Annotated in this window: 17 protein-coding genes and 1 riboswitch; of the genes, 5 read left to right on the top strand and 12 right to left on the bottom strand. The window is 51.6% G+C overall.

The window, feature by feature from the left end; genetic code table 11:
- Position 1: 1 nt before the first annotated feature.
- The 4 genes from LC084_RS10235 to LC084_RS10220 form a co-directional block, all read right to left on the bottom strand.
- Positions 2 to 775, bottom strand: coding sequence for an SDR family NAD(P)-dependent oxidoreductase (locus LC084_RS10235; RefSeq protein ID WP_226571028.1), 774 nt, complete (start codon positions 773 to 775; stop codon positions 2 to 4).
- A 9-nt stretch (positions 776 to 784) separates the two neighbouring features.
- Positions 785 to 2,158 (bottom strand): MFS transporter, encoded by a 1,374-nt coding sequence (locus LC084_RS10230; RefSeq protein ID WP_226571027.1) that lies wholly within the window; start codon positions 2,156 to 2,158, stop codon positions 785 to 787.
- 95 nt (positions 2,159 to 2,253) lie between these two features.
- Positions 2,254 to 3,129 carry a polysaccharide deacetylase family protein gene (locus LC084_RS10225; protein ID WP_226571026.1) on the bottom strand — a complete coding sequence of 292 codons (876 nt, stop codon included), beginning with the start codon at positions 3,127 to 3,129 and terminating at the stop codon, positions 2,254 to 2,256.
- A gap of 11 nt (positions 3,130 to 3,140) precedes the next feature.
- Positions 3,141 to 4,535, bottom strand: coding sequence for an amidase family protein (locus LC084_RS10220; protein ID WP_226571025.1), 1,395 nt, complete (start codon positions 4,533 to 4,535; stop codon positions 3,141 to 3,143).
- A 318-nt stretch (positions 4,536 to 4,853) separates the two neighbouring features.
- Here LC084_RS10220 and LC084_RS10215 point away from each other — a divergent pair, with 318 nt between their 5' ends.
- From LC084_RS10215 to LC084_RS10200, 4 genes are all read left to right on the top strand, one after another.
- Entirely contained in the window at positions 4,854 to 5,864 is a 1,011-nt protein-coding gene (locus LC084_RS10215; protein WP_226571208.1) for a GntR family transcriptional regulator, read from the top strand.
- Positions 5,865 to 6,026: 162 nt separating this feature from the next.
- A riboswitch (TPP riboswitch) is annotated at positions 6,027 to 6,123 on the top strand.
- 33 nt (positions 6,124 to 6,156) lie between these two features.
- Positions 6,157 to 6,945 (top strand): hydroxyethylthiazole kinase, encoded by a 789-nt coding sequence (gene thiM, locus LC084_RS10210; protein ID WP_226571024.1) that lies wholly within the window; start codon positions 6,157 to 6,159, stop codon positions 6,943 to 6,945.
- Entirely contained in the window at positions 6,942 to 7,742 is an 801-nt protein-coding gene (gene thiD / locus LC084_RS10205) for a bifunctional hydroxymethylpyrimidine kinase/phosphomethylpyrimidine kinase (protein ID WP_226571023.1), read from the top strand. The genes thiM and thiD overlap by 4 nt, the downstream gene beginning before the upstream one ends.
- A gap of 166 nt (positions 7,743 to 7,908) precedes the next feature.
- On the top strand, positions 7,909 to 8,655 hold the full coding sequence (locus LC084_RS10200; protein ID WP_226571022.1) for a GntR family transcriptional regulator: 747 nt from the start codon (positions 7,909 to 7,911) through the stop codon (positions 8,653 to 8,655).
- On the opposite strand, the gene LC084_RS10195 is transcribed toward LC084_RS10200, so the two are convergent.
- Genes LC084_RS10195 through LC084_RS10185 form a run of 3 tightly spaced genes read right to left on the bottom strand, consistent with a single transcriptional unit; the run spans position 8,629 to position 11,860 of the window.
- Positions 8,629 to 9,585, bottom strand: coding sequence for a PfkB family carbohydrate kinase (locus tag LC084_RS10195; protein ID WP_226571021.1), 957 nt, complete (start codon positions 9,583 to 9,585; stop codon positions 8,629 to 8,631). The genes LC084_RS10200 and LC084_RS10195 overlap by 27 nt on opposite strands.
- Positions 9,582 to 10,586, bottom strand: a complete 1,005-nt coding sequence (locus tag LC084_RS10190) for an ADP-ribosylglycohydrolase family protein (protein ID WP_226571020.1) — start codon at positions 10,584 to 10,586, stop codon at positions 9,582 to 9,584. Before LC084_RS10190 ends, LC084_RS10195 begins: the two co-directional genes overlap by 4 nt.
- A complete protein-coding gene (locus LC084_RS10185; protein ID WP_226571019.1) occupies positions 10,583 to 11,860 on the bottom strand; it encodes a nucleoside permease in 1,278 nt (425 codons plus the stop codon). Before LC084_RS10185 ends, LC084_RS10190 begins: the two co-directional genes overlap by 4 nt.
- Positions 11,861 to 12,288: 428 nt before the next feature.
- Between LC084_RS10185 and fbaB the strand changes: the two genes are divergently transcribed.
- Positions 12,289 to 13,341 carry a class I fructose-bisphosphate aldolase gene (fbaB, locus tag LC084_RS10180; protein WP_226571207.1) on the top strand — a complete coding sequence of 351 codons (1,053 nt, stop codon included), beginning with the start codon at positions 12,289 to 12,291 and terminating at the stop codon, positions 13,339 to 13,341.
- Positions 13,342 to 13,405: 64 nt separating this feature from the next.
- Here fbaB and yegS read toward each other — a convergent pair whose 3' ends face one another.
- The 5 genes from yegS to baeS form a co-directional block, all read right to left on the bottom strand.
- Positions 13,406 to 14,305 (bottom strand): lipid kinase YegS, encoded by a 900-nt coding sequence (gene yegS, locus LC084_RS10175; protein WP_226571018.1) that lies wholly within the window; start codon positions 14,303 to 14,305, stop codon positions 13,406 to 13,408.
- Between the two features lie 280 nt (positions 14,306 to 14,585).
- Entirely contained in the window at positions 14,586 to 14,750 is a 165-nt protein-coding gene (locus LC084_RS10170) for a hypothetical protein (protein ID WP_226571017.1), read from the bottom strand.
- Positions 14,751 to 15,109: 359 nt separating this feature from the next.
- Positions 15,110 to 16,471 (bottom strand): prephenate-dependent tRNA uridine(34) hydroxylase TrhP, encoded by a 1,362-nt coding sequence (gene trhP / locus LC084_RS10165; protein ID WP_226571016.1) that lies wholly within the window; start codon positions 16,469 to 16,471, stop codon positions 15,110 to 15,112.
- A gap of 144 nt (positions 16,472 to 16,615) precedes the next feature.
- On the bottom strand, positions 16,616 to 17,338 hold the full coding sequence (gene baeR / locus LC084_RS10160) for an envelope stress response regulator BaeR (protein ID WP_226571015.1): 723 nt from the start codon (positions 17,336 to 17,338) through the stop codon (positions 16,616 to 16,618).
- Positions 17,335 to 18,909, bottom strand: a complete 1,575-nt coding sequence (gene baeS / locus LC084_RS10155; protein ID WP_226571014.1) for an envelope stress sensor histidine kinase BaeS — start codon at positions 18,907 to 18,909, stop codon at positions 17,335 to 17,337. The genes baeR and baeS overlap by 4 nt, the downstream gene beginning before the upstream one ends.
- Positions 18,910 to 18,936 lie beyond the last annotated feature (27 nt).

The raw sequence follows: 18,936 nt of genomic DNA, 5'->3' as shown, positions 1-18,936 counted from the left end.
CTCAGTCTGGCCAGCGGACGGTAAGACCGCCATCAACAATCAGGCTTTGCCCGGTGAGGTAGCTACTTTCAGTGCTGGTCAGGAAAGCAATCACTTTAGCGATTTCCTCAGGCCGCCCAACGCGTTGTAATGGAATACCTTTCGCCGCTTTGGCCAGGCCGTCCGGGCCGAGAGAGTTTTGTTCATCCAGTGATTGTGGGGTTTCAATCAACCCTGGAATGATGGCATTGCAACGCATGCCTTTGGGTGCGAGCTCAACTGCCAGTGAACGGCAGATTCCGGGCACTGCCGCTTTGGCAGCCGCGTAGTGAGCATGCTCCTGCCAGCCATAAACCCCCCCAGCGATGGATGAGATGGCAACTAAGCTGGCATCGGCACCCAAATGCGGTACTGCAGTGCGAAACAGGCGCATAACACCGGTTAAATCGACATTTAACATGTCGTTCCAGCGTTCATCACTCATCTCTTCAATAGGGGAACGCCGCAGAATGCCAGCATTTGCTATGACATAATCAAGTTGCCCAAAGTGGGCTATACCCCTGGAGATGAACGTGTTGACGGAATCCGTTGAAGCGACATCCAAAGGTAACCATAGTGCGTCTCCACCAGCGGCTTCTACCTGTGCGGCCGCGGCAACAACGTCGTGAGGGTCTTGCGGGTAATAACCCGCAATCACACGCACTCCACGCCTGGCATACAAAGTAGCCAGAGCCAGGCCAATACCACTGGCTGCACCACTAATGGCGGCAACAGGTTGAGAGACTGATACTTTCATTAGATTTCCTTACGCCTGTGGCTGAGTGGTTGGCATGGCGTTCACCGCAACACTGTTATGGGCTTGTGCGCGGGCAAACAGAATAATGATGCCGGAGATAAAGCACGGTACTGCGCCAAACCACAGCGCGGCATCTTGCCAGTGGCCTCCGTTACTTAATACGCTGGTAGTTCCAAGGCTTGCGACAATAGCGCCCACTGGGCCCATTGCTCCAACCAGTGCACCGGCAGTAGCCCGTATGGCAGTGGGGAAGCTTTCGCTGATAAAAAACAGTGCTGCAGCGTAAGGGCCAATGAGGAAGAACAACCCAATACTGTAGAGCACAACAATGGTGGCAAAGTTATCGGGGCAGTAGAGCATGCCAGCAAACGCTATCCCACCCATCATCCAGCCAGCAGCAATGGTGTTGCGTCGGCCAATACGGTCTCCCAGCCAACCATGCACCAGATAACCACAGTAACCCACCAGGTTTGAGAGGATAAGAATCAGCAGCGAGTTACTAAAGGACACATCATGGGTTTTGGTTATTACAGTGGTGCCCAGAACACTGAATATCTGGATTGCGAACCAGTTAATCAGTACTGCGCCGCCCAGCACCAATGTGGCTCGAAGTGAAGGCCCACGAAACACACTGCTTATGCCACTACGATGCTGCTCTTCATATGCAACCTGGTAATCAGCCGCTACCTGACGCGCATCTTGCTCATTGCCTTGCTCGCGTAACTGTTGAATTTTTTTCTGCACCTGAAACTGCGGGGTCTCTTTCAGTTTCAGTGACATGACAGCGATAACCAATGAAGGGATAGCGGCGAAAATAAAGCTGCCTTGCCAACCGATAATGGGCATCAGAATTGCTGTGAGTGCGGAGGCCACCAGTGCGCCAACAGGCCAGCCACCTTGTACCAGGCTGTAAACGAAACCTTTACGTTTATTCAGGCGGGGATCATCCAGCGCGGTGTAGAGTTCAGACAGATAAGTTGCGTTGACGGTCTGCTCTGCATAGCCAAGCCCTGCAACTGAACGGATCGCTGTCAGGGCACCTTTACCCCACGCTCCACCCACCGCAGTCAGTAAAGAGCACAATGCGGCGCCGCCAACAGTAACCATAATACCCATACGGCGGCCAAGGCGGTCGACCAGTGGTCCAATTGCCAGTGCGATGACGGCACCACCGACAGCAACCCAGGTGGCAATTTCTGCCTGTTCAATTTCACTCCAGCCAAAGTGGCCGCCAATTTCTGGCAATAATGTACCGAAAAGAATGAAATCGTAGACGGCAAAGACCCAGGCGAAAAAAGCAATCCAGGTGGCAAATTTGACATCTCTGATGGTTAACTGCTGTGGCTGCCAGCCATTTACGGAGATTTTTTTAAAAATGCTCATAGCGTTATCACTCTGTCAGGGGTTAGAGACTGCATTGCCTGGTGTGATGGCAGAACATTTACCTGTCCTGCCATTACGCCAGCACTTCGCAATAGTCAGCGCGGTTTTCGCGCTTTGAAGTCATCAGCAATTTCATCGAAGGTCACAAAACGTACCCCTTCATGACTGCGGATATACTCAATCAGGCGCTCCAGCATCAGCAGAACTTGAGGGCGGCCGGAAACATCAGGGTGGATGGTCATCGTGAACACGGCATGGTCGTTTTCGCGATAAACCCAGTCGAACTGATCACGCCACATTTCCTCAAGGTGACGGGGGTTAACAAAACCATGGCTGTTCGGCGACTTTTTGATAAACATCATTGGGGGAAGATCGTCGAGATACCAGTTGGCAGGGATCTCAACCAGTGAGGTTTCTTCACCCCGCACCAAAGGTTTCATCCAGGTTTCAGGGTGCTTGCTGTAATCGATTTTCGTCCAGCTATCGCCAACCCGGACATAGTAGGGATGAAAATCGTTGTGCATCAGGCTGTGGTCATACTTGATTCCTTTCTTCAGCAATAACTCATTTGTGACATTACTGAATTCCCACCATGGGGCGACATAACCTGTTGGGCGTTTACCGGCAAGTTCTGTCACCAATTCAATACTGCGATCCAGCACGGCTTCTTCTTGCGCGGGTGTCATGGCAATTGGGTTTTCGTGGCTGTAACCATGAACGCCGACTTCGTGGCCTGCATCGACGACGGCTTTCATCTGCTCCGGGAAGGTCTCTATGGAATGGCCAGGAATAAACCAGGTTGTCTTCAGGTTCTTCTCTTTGAACATTTTCAATAAGCGCGGTACACCGACTTCACCCGCAAACAACCCACGTGAAATGTCATCTGGTGAGTCTTCACCGCCATAAGAACCGAGCCAACCAGCAACGGCATCAACGTCTACGCCAAATGCGCAAAGAATTTCTTTGGCCATGTTTTAGTTCCTTAAAAGTTATTGGGAGAAAAATTTCCCTGAGCTGTATTGCCAGGTAAAAGAGCATTGGCCAACACACTGGCAGTCTGTAGCAGCCGGTAGTCCTCGCCAGCAGGTAGCGAGAACAACAAACTGGTATTCAGTCCATCGGGTGTTGTACCAACAGGCAGGGTGATTCCGGGCATATCGAGTAAGCTACCCGGCATGGTTAAGCGCAGAGTGGCGCTATTTGTGTTGGTGAATACATTGGCATCCTCCAACGGCAGATAAGGTGGGGCGGTATGTGCAACTGTCGGTGTGACCAGCACTGCATCGCCTAATTCTTCAGCCAGTGCGTGTTGCCATATAGGGCGAAGGTGTTGGAATTCATCAAGTAATTCAGGGCGTAATTGTCCAGACTGAATAAGACGGTTACGAATAAAAGGATCCATTTTTTCTGCTGCAGCAGAATAGAGCAGTGAGGCATGTAACCGGAACGCTTCAATCGCTCCGGGCCATCCATTTTCGGCAATCCATGCCAATGCGTTGTGGAAAGCTGACAGTGGTCGGCGCTGTACCGCAAAACCAAATGCTTCCATGCGATCCAGGCAGTGATAGCCGTGCTCGCGTACTTCGCTGCTCGCTTGATCCAACAAAGTGGTATCGGCAATAAAGGATGGTGTGCGTGAGAGTTGCTCTGATGAACCACACAGGATTTCGTCCAGCGTTAGGGCATCACGTACACTGCGACACAGCGGCCCAAGCGTATCGAGCGATGTAGCAAGAGGAAATACGCCCTTATCCGGGTAGCGGTGGCGGCTGGCTCGGTAGCCAGTTATGCCATTGAACGCAGCAGGTATTCGGATTGATCCTGCTGTATCTGTCCCCATGGCAAAACAGGCGATCCCTTCAGAAACAGCTCGTGCGGAGCCACTTGAAGACCCACCAGGTACGTGCGGTACGCCATTATGGGAATAGATAAAAGGTGTGCCAAACACCGGATTGATACCCAACCCGGAGAAGGCAAATTCACTTAAGTTTGTTTTCCCCAGTGTAACCATTCCAGCCTGGGTTAACTGTTCAACCAGAGCGGCATCCGTTGTTGCCACTGGGCTGGACGCTCGTGTTGCCGAGCCTGCGCTGGTAAGAGTTGATTCAATATCGAATAAATCTTTCCAGACCACCGGAATACCGTCCAGTGCGCTGCGTGCTTTCTTTTGCTGCCAACGACAGGTTGAGGCCGCAGCCTCTTGTATAGCACGCTCGCTTGTTACAGTGATAAAGATACCATGCGAGTTCCGTGCCGCTTCAAGGCATGATTCCGTAAACTCCAGTGGGGTGATTATCCCCTGGGCAAACAGTGCTGCAATATCACAGGCATCAATTTGGCCTTTCTGGAATTGCTGGCGAACCGACTCGGCATTCATATGCATCCTTAAATGTACATTTAAAATCAAAATACATTTATATTTAGCAATACTGATGCCATTTTTTGTTTTAAAAGAGAGGTTAAACTTAACTTTATTGACTATTTGTAAATAAAATTAAAGAAAATCAAGTATTTATTTTGTTTTTGGAATGTGAAATAAAATGGAGCGAAGAAAAAGGTTTGTACATTATTAAATGTATATTTTTATTTATGATCCATTGTTGTGCGTTATGCACTATAAGCGTGCCTGCCTTACAGTGCATATGCCTGTCTAAAAGTTGTGATAATGTATCTTGATGAAAACAGTATCAGTGACATGACCATGCAGACAACGAGTGTGCCAGCAGGAACAGAAGAGACAAGCACCGCGCGTTATGAAGTAATTCGCCAGGTATTACATAACATATTGGTACAAAAGCGTATTCCTCAGGGGCTGGTCTTGCTGGAAGGGCCTCTGGCGCAACTCTTTGGCACCAGCCGGGTACCGGTACGGCGTGCATTGAGCTTGTTACATGACGCAGGGTTGATTGCACGTTTCGAAGGCCGTGGTTTTATCGTGGCGCAGGATGAGCAAGAAGTTGAACCGTTGCGTATTGCCCTGACGCGTGAATTACTGGGGCTTGATGAAGAACAAGAGCTGGTTGATACCCGCAGCAGTGGCGAAAAGGTACTGGAAAATCTTCAGCTCGTTCTTTCCACTGCTATGGTGTTTGGTTGCTATCTGGTTAATGAACAAAAAGCCGCTCAGCACTATAACATTAGCCGTTCCGTGGTTCGCGAAAGCCTGATGCGTTTACGCGACAAAGGGTTAGTAGAAAAAGAACCTTACTCACAGTGGTTAACCGGCCCATTAACAGCCCGAGAAATTGCAGACCATTTTGAAATCCGTACCAGTCTTGAGCCAACTGCTTTGCGTAAAGCGGGAAAGCATTTGCCTGTTGACTGGCTGGAATCGTTACTGGATAAAATTCGCAAATATAAAGGTAAGCAGCTTACAACAGCTGAACTTGATGGTTTGGAAGAGGATTTGCACATACGATGCCTTGAACCTGCAGGCAACAAGTTAATGATGCAAATTCTGCAACAGAACCAGTCTCCCTTTATTGTTACACGTATATTTTACGATCTACTTTCCATTCCAGTTGAGACCGCCATGCTTGAAGAGCATTGCCTGGTGTATGAAATGCTATTGAAAGGTAACTGGGAGTTGGCCGCTGCCTGCCTGCGTGATCATCTGGAGCGTGCTCAGGCGCGTACACTTCAACGGCTAAAAGTGTTGTCTGTATTGCCAGTACCTGAACTACCTTCGTTTATGGAGCCTCACTAGCACCATCAACAGCGACTTTCCTATTTATGGGGATAAATGTGCAGTGAGTGAAAGGTAAAATCATCGCCAAATCATTCAGCCTTGCGTTTCTCCATTCCACAACAGACAAGCTTGCTTCAACTGCTCACTTGACCTAATCTGGCAACAGCATAGATATTTACGCTAAATGACTCGGGGTGCCCTTCCTTGTGAAGGCTGAGAAATACCCGTAATACCTGATCTGGATAATGCCAGCGTAGGGAAGTCAGATACCTGTCTGGTATCGCTTCTTCACGCCGGACAGGAGCCTGTAATGCAACCTGACCTGCTGTGCGGCAATCAAGCCGCCAACGTTTTACAACACTTCCATACTCACCGCCCACTGGTGCATTGCCTGACCAATGATGTGGTTCAAACCTTCACTGCCAATACCTTGCTTGCTTTACGCGCGTCCCCCGCGATGGTGCCAGACGAGCAGGAAGCCGCACAATTCGCAGCCCTGGCAGATGCCTTACTGATTAATGTTGGCACACTTACGGTACTGCGAGCCGCAGGTATGATGGCAGCGATTCATGCAGCCAATAACGCGGGTAAACCCTGGGCGCTGGACCCGGTTGCGGTGGGTGCGTTGCAGTTGCGTACCACATTTGCCCATCAGGCCTGTGAACTTCGCCCGGCGGCTATACGGGGCAATGCATCAGAAATTATGGCGTTGGCAGGTACCGGTACTGGCGGGCGCGGGGTGGATTCGTTGCAGCCTGCAGAGCAGGCAATAGATGCAGCCATGCGCCTTGCCCGTAGCACCGGGGCTGTTGTTGCTGTGACAGGTGAGGTGGATTATGTCACTGATGGTGAGCGCACTCTGGCTGTACCAGGTGGCGATGTATTAATGACATCTGTTGTGGGCACCGGGTGTGCGCTTTCTGCTGTGGTTGCCGCCAGTTGCGCGTTACCGGGCGACAGGCTGGTCAATGTGGCGGGTGCGTGCCGGATTATGTCCCGCGCCGGGGAGCTTGCAGTTGCAGCAAGCAACGGCCCGGGAAGTTTTGTCCCGGCCATGCTGGATGCTTTGTGGAACCTCAGTGAAGAGGCTCTGGCATGAAAAGAATTAATGCTCTGACCATAGCCGGAACAGATCCCAGTGGTGGCGCGGGTATTCAGGCCGATTTGAAGACGTTCTCCGCGCTGGGTGCTTACGGGTGTTCGGTGATAACCGCACTGGTGGCGCAAAATACACGCGGCGTGCAGTCGGTCTACCGCATTGAGCCGGATTTTGTCGCGGCGCAACTGGATTCAGTGCTCAGTGATGTGCGTATTGATTCCACTAAAATCGGCATGCTGGCAGAGGCCGACATCGTGGAGGCGGTTGCAGAGCAACTGCGCCGCTATCAGAGCCACAACGTGGTGCTTGATACGGTGATGTTGGCCAAAAGCGGTGACCCGCTTCTTTCTGCCTCTGCCGTCGAGACGCTGCGTAAAAAATTGTTGCCGCAGGTGGCGCTTATCACCCCAAATCTGCCAGAAGCCGCCGCACTGTTAGATGCGCCATCTGCACAAACTGAAGGTGAAATGAAAGCACAGGGGCAGGCGCTACTGGCGATGGGGTGCGGTGCAGTGCTGATGAAAGGGGGGCATCTGAATGATGCGGAAAGCCCGGACTGGCTCTTTACCCGTGATGGCGAATGGCGTTTTAGTACACCGCGCGTGCTGACCAAAAACACCCATGGCACAGGCTGCACGCTCTCTGCAGCTCTTGCAGCGTTACGCCCACGGCATAATACCTGGGCAGATACAGTACAGGAGGCCAAAAACTGGCTCACTGCCGCGCTGGCGCAAGCCGACACGCTGGAAGTGGGGCACGGGATTGGTCCGGTTCACCATTTTCACGAGTGGTGGTAAGCCGTAAATATCTGTCATATTTCAGGTTGCAGGTGCGTTGGCTGTGCTCTTTCCCCCCCGTTGCATACTGTTGTAAGGCACCAGGGGGTTACTGGCTTGCCACCTTCCTGCAATTCGAATTATTTAGGGTATACTGGCATGAAACCCCGGCCAGAGAAAAACAGAGATGGAACAAGCGCATACCCGGTTAATTGCTCACCTTAATGAACGAATTGCCGCGCCCGACAATACGCCGCTGTACCTTAAATTTGCCGAAACGGTAAAAAACGCGGTGCGCAGTGGCCTGCTGGAGCACGGCAATATCCTGCCGGGCGAGCGTGACCTGAGCCAACTGACCGGGGTGTCGCGGATCACGGTACGCAAAGCGATGCAGGCGCTGGAGGAAGAGGGCGTGGTAACCCGTGCTCGTGGTTACGGCACGCAAATCAACAATATCTTTGAATATTCCCTGAAAGAGGCGCGCGGTTTTTCTCAGCAGGTGGTGTTGCGTGGTAAGAAACCGAATACCCTGTGGGTCAATAAACGGGTGGTGAAATGCCCGGAAGAGGTAGCCAGCCAGTTGTCGATTGCGCCGCAAAGCGATGTTTTTTTGCTTAAGCGTATTCGCTATGTCGATGAAGACGCTGTGTCAATTGAAGAGTCCTGGGTGCCGGCGGGGTTAATCCATGATCCCGATGCGATTGGTATCTCGTTGTATGACTACTTTCGCAGCCAGAATATATTCCCCCAGCGCACCCGCTCACGCGTCAGCGCCCGCATGCCGGACAGCGAATTTCAGGAACATATCAGTATGGATGACAAAATACCGGTGCTGGTGATTAAGCAAGTGGCGCTTGACCAGCAACACCGGCCGGTTGAGTATAGCATCAGCTACTGCCGCAGCGATCTATACGTCTTTGTGTGTGAGGAGTAACGCCTCACGCGTTGGGGCGCAGTCTCCGCCACGATGGCTGACAACCCAGGCAGCCACTGCGTTGCCAAGCCTTACTGAGTCAGCCAGAGTCCAACCCGCGGCAAGGCCCGCCAGCGTTCCTCCTGCATGGCTGTCGCCTGCGCCGATAGTATCCACAACGGTCGCCTGAAATGCCGGAACATAGCCTGATTCAGTGCCGTCGTACCAGGTGGCGCCTTCTTTGTCATGGCGAACAATCAGTGCAGAGGCAAACCGTTGCTGCCATGCCTCTCCCAGTTGTTCCTCTGCTACGCCCAGGCGCCCGGCGGCAACCCGCGCCTCCTGGCGGTTCAGCGAAACTATGGGGTGGCAGGCCATAATCCGTGCCATCAGGGCATCAGAGATATCGGCAAGACGCGGGCCGAAATCAATAAACGCGGTTACATCCGGCAATCCTTCCAGCCAGCTCGTCAACAGTTCACCACACGGCGATACCAGTTGATATCCGGAAAGATAAACCAGGCTTCCGGGGGGCACATCGAGTTTAGCCAGCCACGCTGGTTGCCACTGGTTTTCTACGCCACTGAAGGACATAAATGTACGCTCGCCGTCCGGCTCAACAAGTGCCAGGCACCAACCGTTATCACCCGTTTCAGCTTCTACCACGCTATGCAGACTCTGTTTTGCCATTGCGTTGCGAATGATATCGGCCCACACTCCGTGCCCAACGGGGAGGGCATTTTGCGCGGTAATACCCAGCCGTTGCAGGGCGATGGCGATATTCAGTGCACAGCCACCAATATTAACCCCTTGCTGTTTTAGCTCGATATCGCAACCGCTCCATGGTAAAGCCCAGGCGTCTGCAATCACGTCAATGACTGCTGCACCCAGCACAGTAAGCGGGCGTGTGGCGTGCAGTGTTTCAAGCTGGTGGGCAAAACCTGAATTCATACATCCTCCCTTTGCTCCCGATAGCGCAGCAGAGCATCGCAGTATCTGGTGAAATCGAGTTGATTAACGGCGTCGAGTTCAGATTTAAGGGACGGGTTAATCGCCTGTACCCCGTGCAACGCGCCGCAAATGGCGGTTGCCATTGCGCCAATGGTGTCCGTATCGCCGCCCAGGTTGGCACATAGAATCGCGCAGCGGTTCGGGTCGGTTCCGGCCAGCTCTACCATCGCAATGGCTGCCGGAACGGATTCTATGGTGTTGGTACCGGCACCAACCAACTGGTAAACCTGTTCGCTGGCGGATTCTGTGCCGTTTGCTTCGCGGACGGTTCTGAGTGCCAGTTCCAGGCGGGCCCCCAGTGATGGGCTGAAAGTCGTTGGTTTGGCTTCCTGCGCATAACGGGCGATACCGGGCAAGGCATCAGCAATGCTTTGCCAGCTTTTACCGTCAATAGCGCGGGAAACCGCCCAGGCAACTACTACAGCACCAGCAATCGCCAGGTCGGATTTATGCGTTGGGCTGGAGGCCAGTGCCACCTGGTCAACAAACTGTGCCAGATGGGTGGCGGGTAACAGGCAACCCAGTGGTGAAGCACGCATTGCTGCACCGTTGGTCACACCGTTGTTTTCCAGCTCGCTCACAGGTTTTCCGTCACGAATGGCGTTCAGTGCAATTTTAGATGTCGGGCCTAATACATTTTTGTTAAAGGCGTCGAATGATTCTGCCCAGCGCAAAATATGCTTACCGATAACATCGGCATTGATCTGCCCGTCACATTCGATAATGGCATCAGCCAGACAAAGCGCCATGGAGGTGTCGTCAGTAAACTCAGCCTGGTTAAAATAGCAGGCGGCATTGTTCTCTGCGGGGCCAGGTAAAAAGCGGTCAATCCAGCCAAAGTGCGCTTTGACGCGCTTTCTTGGCCACAGCTCAGACGGCATGCCCATCGCATCCCCTAACGCCTGCCCATAAAGAGCACCGAGAACACGTTCTTGTTTCATTTAACTTCCCCTTGTGTCAGCGCGTTATCGCTATCAACCACCTCAATTGCGGTGATCTCTTTATCCGATTCGCGGAAAAACAGCATAAATAGTATGGCTATCACAGCAATCATGACAGCGCCGAATGTCCACATCCCGGCCCAGTTGAAGGTCAGCCCATTCACCGGCTCGTGGTATGCGAACATTTTCTCCATCATCACACCACCCAGGCGGTAACCCAGCAGGCTGCCAAAGCCCTGGCAACACAACGTAATCAAACCCTGTGCGGCAGTTCGCATATGTGCCGGCGCTTTTTTATCCACATAGATGTACGCCGTTACGTAGTAGAAGTCATAACTCACGCCGTGTAACAAGATGCCGAGGAACAACAGGGCATAAGTGAAGTATTGCTCTGCGCCACCGTAGACAAAGAAACCATAGCGAATAGCCGCAGTGATAAGGCCCAGCAGTAAGACCTTCTTAATACCAAAGCGTTTGGTGAAGAATGGCAGCGCCAGCATAAAGAAGATTTCTGAGAACTGGCCAAGCGTCATCCAGCCGGTGGCGTTTTTCATGCCCACTTCGGTGAGATAACCGTTGGCAAATATGTAGTAAAACGCCAGCGGCATTGCGAACAGGAACGAACAAAAGAAGAACACCAGGAAGTTTTTGTCACGCAGAAGAACCAGTGCATCCAGCCCGAGCATCACTTTGAAATCCAGCTTGCCGGTGCTCTTTGGTGGCGTATTCGGCAGGAACAGGGCAAAAACACCGAGCAACGCGGAGCTTCCAGCGGTCATCAGCAAGGGAACATTAGTATCCGAAATGTCGTTGTAGCCCAACATCTGCGGCAGGAAGCCGCATGCCAGCCCAGAGGCTATCCAGCCAATGGTTCCCATCACACGAATGCGTGGGAAGTCGGCCTCCACGTCATCCACGTTGGCAAAAGCGATACTGTTGGTTAGCGCGATGGTGGGCATATACGTCAGCGAGTAAGCCAGCAGCAACGGGAAGAAGCTACTGAACTGGGTTTGCTGTGCGGCGAAGTACATCAGTACGGCACCGGCGAACATCAATAACGCCAGCACTTTCTGCGCCGCGAAGAAGCGGTCGGTCAGTGAGCCGACCAGGATGGGTGAAAGAATTGCAGCAATAGCAGTGCAGGCATATGACCAGCCAATTTCACCTGCGGTAAAGCCGCTTTTACTGAGCCACAACCACAGCGGCACAAACCACGCGCCCCAGATAAACCATTCAACAAACATCATGAATGACAGTTGGACTTTGGTTTTCATTGTTTAATCCTTCATGTCAGATAGGGTACTCCTTTAAAATACCATTTAATAATACCTTTGAAATACCTTTGTGATGATTACTTGATCAGTGTAACAGTTTTGTTGTACACGAATCGGCCGGTGGTTGTGTGTCGAAAGCAAGGCTGCACGCTGGAGAAGCTGTTCCATTCGGTGTGCACCCATACGGGTTTTGTGAGAGAGGAACACGAGAGGGGTAAACCAGCACTTCCCCCTGTAATCAGGGCTAACGGGAAGTTACAGGATGTCATTTTTACACAAGGGGCTCCCCTGAAAATCTGCTACGGTTATATTTCTCAGCGAATGATGAGCCGGGTTCAGGCTGCTCCCGGCAGTGAATTCTTCTGCGGTAAGGCGGCTTGTTTCAGGCATTGTTCGCTGGCAAACAGAGACAAATAATGGAGTTTATGATGACCGATATTATTCAGTTTCTTGGAAATGACGCCGATAACCTGCTGCAACACCGTTGTATGACGATTTCCGCCGAACAACTTTACCTGCCCGGCCCCGATTATGTGGACCGGGTTATGGTGGACAACAACCGCCCACCGGCTGTACTGCGTAACATGCAGACTCTCTATAACACAGGCCGCCTGGCCGGTACCGGGTATTTATCGATACTGCCAGTTGACCAGGGCATTGAGCACTCTGCCGGGGCTTCATTTGCTGCCAACCCGCTCTATTTTGACCCAAAAAACATTGTTGAACTGGCAATAGAAGCTGGTTGCAACTGCGTGGCTTCCACTTATGGTGTGCTGGCCTCTGTTTCCCGCCGCTATGCTCACCGTATTCCGTTTCTGATGAAGCTGAACCATAACGAAACCCTGAGCTACCCAACGACTTATGACCAGACTCTGTATGCAAGCGTGGAGCAGGCATTTAACCTGGGGGCGGTAGCGGTAGGGGCTACGATTTACTTTGGTTCAGAAGAATCCCGCCGCCAGATAGAAGAAATTTCTGCAGCATTTGAACGTGCCCATGAGCTGGGGATGGTGACAGTACTGTGGGCTTACTTGCGTAACCCAGCCTTCAAAAAAGATGGCGTGGATTACCATGCCAGCGCCGACCTTACCGGCCAGGCGAACCACATTGCAGCTACCATTGGGGCCGATATAGTTAAGCAGAAAATGGCTGAAAACAATGGTGGTTATAAAGCCGTTAACTTTGGTTACACCGACGAGCGCGTTTACAGCAAACTGACTACAGATAACCCGATAGACCTGGTGCGTTACCAACTGGCGAATTGTTATATGGGCCGTGCCGGGTTAATTAACTCGGGAGGGGCCGCGGGTGGTGAGACAGACTTCGCGGATGCGGTGCGAACAGCTGTGATTAACAAGCGTGCTGGTGGCATGGGGCTTATCCTTGGCCGTAAAGCGTTTAAAAAATCCATGTCAGAAGGGGTAAAACTGATTAATGCTGTGCAGGATGTTTACCTCAGCAAGCAGGTAACTATTGCGTAATCCAGTAAATAAGCCAGTAAATTAGTTTGGGAATGCCCCGACAGTATGCCGGGGCAGACGGGTATTATTTGAGTAACGGGCAGTCCGGAGGCAGGCGGCAGAAAACAGCACCTGGTTTCACGACCAGTGAGAACTGGTTTCCGCTAATCGGCTCGCCATCCAGGTTAAACGTCATGGTGTGTTCGGCCCGGATTTCAAACCAACTGCCACTGGCTTCTATCATATGTTCTTCATCTTCACTGCGTGCCAGGGTACTGAGCAGGGTGGGAACCAGAGACTCCCCGGTAAAAATACGCAAGTTCAGCATGCCATCATTAATTAAGGCTCCAGGGCAAAGTAACTGCCCACCACCAGCCTGGCGGCCATTGCCTATCCCCATAATCAGGGCATCACCTTCCCAGAGAAAATCGCCGCTGCGAATTTCGCAATGGTCCGGCGCCAGTTTATCCAGACGCAGGATCCCATGAATCAGGTAGGAAACCCCGCCAAAAGTGGCTTTCATGGTTTCTGGGGTATCGTTGGTGACTTTGGTGCCGAACCCACCAGATGCCATATTAATAAAGCAGCGGCCACGGTTTACCTGTACCACATCAATTTGGCGCGGACGGCCATTGATTGCCAGCATCAGTGCATTATTCAGGGCATCGGGGATCCCGGCGGCTGTAGCAAAATCATTGGCGGTTCCCAGCGGTAAAATCCCCAGGATCGGGCGCGATTTTTCTTCCAGCTTGTAAATACCATTGACCACTTCGTTCAGTGTGCCGTCACCGCCACCAGCAATAACGTTTTCGATTTTCAGGTGATGAGCTTCATTAACAAACCGCTCTGCATCACCAAATTCCCAGGTCACACGGACATGAAGGTCAAACCCCCGTTCACGAAACTGATGAATGGTGTCCCGCAAAATGGGATCATTAGCAAGTTTGCCGTTAAGAATTAGCATGGAAGAGGCAAGTGTTTTCATGGCTTGTATTCCCTGTAAAGTGCTCCACACCCAAAGTGTAGTGCTATATAAAGATTGTTATCGTCAGAACAGCCTGAAAACTGGAGGGGAAAGTAAGACTTTATGCGTGGCAATAAAATAAGGCCGTTGCCTACAACAAATCGCCTGAGTGGTGTGGTGGGAAAGACGTGTTTGGTACGCTGAAATTAGGACGAAGATCCAGAGGCTGGCTGAATGCCGAGCCCTGGCTCTAATAACCGAACATCAATATAAGTCTGATTATTTGGCTTTGGGGTATGGTTTAATACTGTCTTTCGTCAAAGACCTTCAGAATAGCCAGACGATAGATAAAGTAACCAGCAACAATGGGGAGGCAGGATAATACCCCCCATGTCAGGCGAGATTCATCAACTGAAAAGATGAAAAACCAAACGAAAAATAGCAAGCCGGTTGAAGAAATTCCCATTCCTAATCCACGTAAAACTCTGGAAGCGGCAATTCTGATTATTTTTCGTGCATTCATAATCCACCAAAAAAATATCTGCACAACTCATTAAATTCATTTCTGTTTATATCTGCCATGTGGCAGGCATCCAGAAATGGTTTAACTTTATCCTCAACCAAAAGGCGTTAACAACTTTTCTGTAAAATGCGCAAAAAAATAAGCCTGCGTAAGGGAGATTACACAGGCTAAGGAGGTGGTTCCTGGTACAACTAGCATTTATGGGTTATGTTTTTCAGCCTGCTAATAATACCTATATTGAACCGTCACGTATGTGATCCAGTTCTAAGGTTAGCGCTACTAAACATAAACACCACTGGCCGTTACTTTGCGTGTGGGTTACGGGTTGTTTGCCCCGCCAGGTTACGCATCAACAGGCCATATTCCAGCGCCAGGTCTGCAGGAACGGGCAGCCATACAGTGTAGCCATCACCCGGAGCGACATCCATTGGTTGGCCCTTGCCATTTTCCATGTGCTCCAGCGTAAAGCTGATGTTGCCCTGTGGCGTCATTAATTCCAGGCTGTCGCCTTTGCTGAATTTATTTTTTACCGCCACAGCGGCAAGCTCGCCGTTACGCTCGCCGGTAAATTCACCAACAAATTGCTGGCGGTCGGAAACAGAATACCCATATTCATAATTCTGGTAGCTGTCGTGCGTATGGCGGCGCAGGAAACCTTCGGTATAGCCACGGTGTGCCAGGCCTTCCAGTGTTTCCAGCAGGGACGGGTCGAATGGCTTCCCGGTAGCGGCATCATCAATGGCACGGCGGTAAACCTGGGCGGTACGTGCGCAGTAGTAAAAAGATTTAGTACGGCCTTCAATTTTCAGCGAATGCACGCCTAACTGGGTTAAGCGCTCAACATGCTGAATGGCGCGCAAATCTTTGGAGTTCATAATATAAGTGCCGTGTTCGTCTTCGAACGCCGTCATATATTCACCCGGGCGCTGGCTCTCTTCAATCATGAATACTTTATCGGTTGGCGCACCGGCCCCAAGTGTTGGGTCGACATTTTGTACTGGAATGGGTTCATGCATATGTACAATATTGCCGATATCGTCTTCTTTGCCTTCCTGAACTTTGTATTCCCAGCGGCAGGCATTAGTGCAGGTTCCCTGGTTCGGGTCGCGTTTATTGATATAGCCGGAAAGCAGGCAACGGCCAGAATATGCCATGCATAACGCGCCGTGAACGAACACTTCCAGTTCCATATCTGGAACCTGTGCACGAATTTCTGCTATCTCTTCTAAAGAAAGCTCACGGGAAAGAATCACCCGAGTCAGCCCCATCTGTTTCCAGAATTTTACTGTCGCCCAGTTAACGGCGTTCGCCTGTACGGAAAGGTGAACAGCCATCTCCGGGAAGGCTTCACGAACCATCATGATTAAACCAGGATCAGACATGATGAGCGCATCCGGGCCCATATCCACAACGGGTTGCAAGTCGCGAATAAAGGTTTTCAGTTTGGCGTTATGGGGGGCGATATTCACCACTACATAAAACTTTTTCCCCAATGCATGGGCTTCATTTATACCCAGTGCAAGGTTTTCGTGGTTGAATTCGTTGTTACGCACCCGCAGGCTGTAACGAGGTTGTCCCGCATAAACGGCATCTGCGCCATAAGCGAAGGCGTAACGCATATTTTTCAGCGTTCCCGCCGGAGAGAGTAATTCCGGTTTAAACATGTTGGGCTCTTTCTGATGTCAGGTCAGAACCGCTTCACCAGGTGAAACGGCAGGTAGGCGTCATAATGCCATACTTTCAGGGCGGGCATTGTAGCGCTTGCGGCAGGGGAAATAAACCCGGGCGTCAGCACGCCCGGCGGGGGGTTACAGAAACTGGCAGGGATCGGCTTCCCATCGGTAGCCTACACCATAAACAGCGCGAATAAATGGTTGTTCTTCATCCAGCGCTTCCAGCTTACGGCGCAGGTTTTTGATGTGGCTGTCTATAGTGCGGTCAGTCACTACCCGGTAGTCATCATAAAGATGGTTCAGCAACTGTTCACGGGAAAAGACCTTACCCGGTTCATGGGCGAGAGTTTTCAGTAGCCGAAACTCTGCCGGGGTCAGATCCAGTGCTTTGTTATTCCAGGTTGCCTGAAAACGGCTTTCATCAATTTTCAGTGTCGGGCCGTTATCTGTTTCGTTTTGGAACGCTTTTGGTTGGCAACGGCGCAGAATGGTTTTTACCCGGGCAACAACTTCACGTGGGCTGTAGGGTTTACAGATATAATCATCCGCGCCTATTTCCAGCCCCAGCAGGCGGTCTATTTCTTCAATTTTAGCGGTGACCATAATAATGGGCACATCGGAAAAACGGCGGATCTCTTTGCAAATTGTCAGGCCATCTGTGCCCGGCAACATCAGATCCAACAGGATAAGATCGGGTGGCGTCTGGCGCACATAAGGAACAACCTGATCCCCATGGTTAACCAGGGTTGGAGCATAACTGGCTGCCCGCAGATAATCGATAAGCAACTGGCCCAGTTTTGGCTCATCTTCCACAATCAGGATCTGTGGTGCATTTTCATCAATCGGGAATTCGCTCATACGCTTCTCTGTGTTTCACTCTCTAATGGTAAGGTCACATCAATACTGATGCCCCCGGCAGCGGCATGCCCGACGGAGATTTTTCCGCCATGGGCTTCCACAATATTCTGGCAAATAGATAAACCCAAACCAGAGCCGCCACTTGCCCGGTTACGCGAACCTTCTGCACGGTAAAACCGTTCAAATAATTGTGCAAGCTGTTCGTCTGTAACCCCCGGGCCGCTGTCTGCAAATTGCAGATGCAGTATGCGATCCTGGATGCGGCCGTTAATGGACAACCCGCCGCCGCTGTCAGTATAGCGCAGGCTGTTTTCCAGCAGGTTATTGAATAATTGCATCAAACGGTCCGGGTCGCCAAATAACATGGCGTTATCCGGTAAACTCAGGTCGATGGTTAACCCGTGGCTGTTAAAACGTTCACGAAATGCGCCAGCAGCCATTTCCACCAAAGAGATAACTTCAATGTGACGCCGCTGGTAGGCCAGGGCGCCCTGGTCCGACATTGATAACTGGTGCAGGTCATTAACCAGTTTGGTCAGCGTGCCAACTTCAGCCTGCAATGAAGCGACAGATTCTGGAGTAAATTTCCGCACGCCATCCTGAATTGCCTCCAGTTCGCCACGCAATACCGCCAGTGGCGTGCGCAGTTCATGGGAAATATCCGCCATAAAGGCCTGGCGCATCTGCTGGTTTTTCTCAAGGGTACTGGCAAGTTGGTTAAAGTCACTGGCAAGCCGGCCCAGCTCATCGTTGCTGCTTTGTTCTACCCGGGTACTGAAGTCACCTGCGGCGAGTTTGTGTGTTCCGTCCACCAGGCGTTTCACCGGTGCCAGCAACCCGCGAGCCAGCGGGAACGTTGCCCCGGCGGCCATCAGTGTTGCCAGCGCAACAATCAACCAACTGGTGCGCCGCTGCTGGCGATCAAAGCTGATATCAGTGGTGCGGGTCAGCCGTTCCACGGGTGAAGCGACAACCCAGCCAACAGTGGTGTCGTTAAATTTAATCGGCTCCCGGTTACTGTCTGGCGGAATAGGGAAGGGAGGGCCAACCAGCAAGCGGCTTTTTTGATCCAGCACCCAGAATTGAGTACGCCAGCCATGTAATGGATCCATTCCGGGTCCATTCGGACCACCGTTATCCTCCTGGGGCGGTTCGCTGTTGGGTGCAAAGGGATCTGGTTGCCCGTGGTCCATTCCAGAAGGATCGTTATCTGCCATGTCATCCTGGTCTTTGCCCTCTGATTCGGGGATATATTGCTCCATGTTGCGTTCACCAGCCCGGGGTGGTGGCATTGGGGCACCGGCTAAATCACGGTCAAAGGAGCGCAAAAGCTGGAACATAAACCTGTCGTTGTGGCGCAGGAAACGCCAGTTCCCGTGAATAGCATACTGCTCCGCCAGAGTGTCACGCAGCAACACCAGCCGCTGTTGGTTACCGTGCTTAATATAATCGATAAAGCCCCGTTCAAAGCTGACACGTACGGCCCAATGCATTGTGATAAGCAACAGAATGCAGGTGGACAAAATAGCGACAAACAATTTGCCAGTAATACCCAGGCGCCAGAACTTCATACGGGGCTCCAGTTCAGTCATATTCCG

Origin of the sequence: Mangrovibacter yixingensis, from assembly GCF_020523985.1 — a bacterium.
In the GTDB taxonomy this organism is placed as follows: domain Bacteria; phylum Pseudomonadota; class Gammaproteobacteria; order Enterobacterales; family Enterobacteriaceae; genus Mangrovibacter; species Mangrovibacter yixingensis.
This window is presented reverse-complemented; position numbering and strand designations above follow the sequence as displayed.

Bases quoted from the DNA above. Each gene is read 5' to 3' on its own strand.
- baeS (WP_226571014.1), bottom strand. From the start codon at position 18,909: ATGAAGTTCTGGCGCCTGGGTATTACTGGCAAATTGTTTGTCGCTATT.
- thiD (WP_226571023.1), top strand. From the start codon at position 6,942: ATGAAAAGAATTAATGCTCTGACCATAGCCGGAACAGATCCCAGTGGT.
- LC084_RS10195 (WP_226571021.1), bottom strand. From the start codon at position 9,585: ATGAATTCAGGTTTTGCCCACCAGCTTGAAACACTGCACGCCACACGC.
- LC084_RS10220 (WP_226571025.1), bottom strand. From the start codon at position 4,535: ATGAATGCCGAGTCGGTTCGCCAGCAATTCCAGAAAGGCCAAATTGAT.
- trhP (WP_226571016.1), bottom strand. From the start codon at position 16,471: ATGTTTAAACCGGAATTACTCTCTCCGGCGGGAACGCTGAAAAATATG.
- LC084_RS10185 (WP_226571019.1), bottom strand. From the start codon at position 11,860: ATGAAAACCAAAGTCCAACTGTCATTCATGATGTTTGTTGAATGGTTT.
- fbaB (WP_226571207.1), top strand. From the start codon at position 12,289: ATGACCGATATTATTCAGTTTCTTGGAAATGACGCCGATAACCTGCTG.
- yegS (WP_226571018.1), bottom strand. From the start codon at position 14,305: ATGAAAACACTTGCCTCTTCCATGCTAATTCTTAACGGCAAACTTGCT.
- LC084_RS10190 (WP_226571020.1), bottom strand. From the start codon at position 10,586: ATGAAACAAGAACGTGTTCTCGGTGCTCTTTATGGGCAGGCGTTAGGG.
- LC084_RS10230 (WP_226571027.1), bottom strand. From the start codon at position 2,158: ATGAGCATTTTTAAAAAAATCTCCGTAAATGGCTGGCAGCCACAGCAG.
- thiM (WP_226571024.1), top strand. From the start codon at position 6,157: ATGCAACCTGACCTGCTGTGCGGCAATCAAGCCGCCAACGTTTTACAA.
- LC084_RS10170 (WP_226571017.1), bottom strand. From the start codon at position 14,750: ATGGGAATTTCTTCAACCGGCTTGCTATTTTTCGTTTGGTTTTTCATC.
- baeR (WP_226571015.1), bottom strand. From the start codon at position 17,338: ATGAGCGAATTCCCGATTGATGAAAATGCACCACAGATCCTGATTGTG.
- LC084_RS10225 (WP_226571026.1), bottom strand. From the start codon at position 3,129: ATGGCCAAAGAAATTCTTTGCGCATTTGGCGTAGACGTTGATGCCGTT.
- LC084_RS10215 (WP_226571208.1), top strand. From the start codon at position 4,854: ATGACCATGCAGACAACGAGTGTGCCAGCAGGAACAGAAGAGACAAGC.
- LC084_RS10200 (WP_226571022.1), top strand. From the start codon at position 7,909: ATGGAACAAGCGCATACCCGGTTAATTGCTCACCTTAATGAACGAATT.
- LC084_RS10235 (WP_226571028.1), bottom strand. From the start codon at position 775: ATGAAAGTATCAGTCTCTCAACCTGTTGCCGCCATTAGTGGTGCAGCC.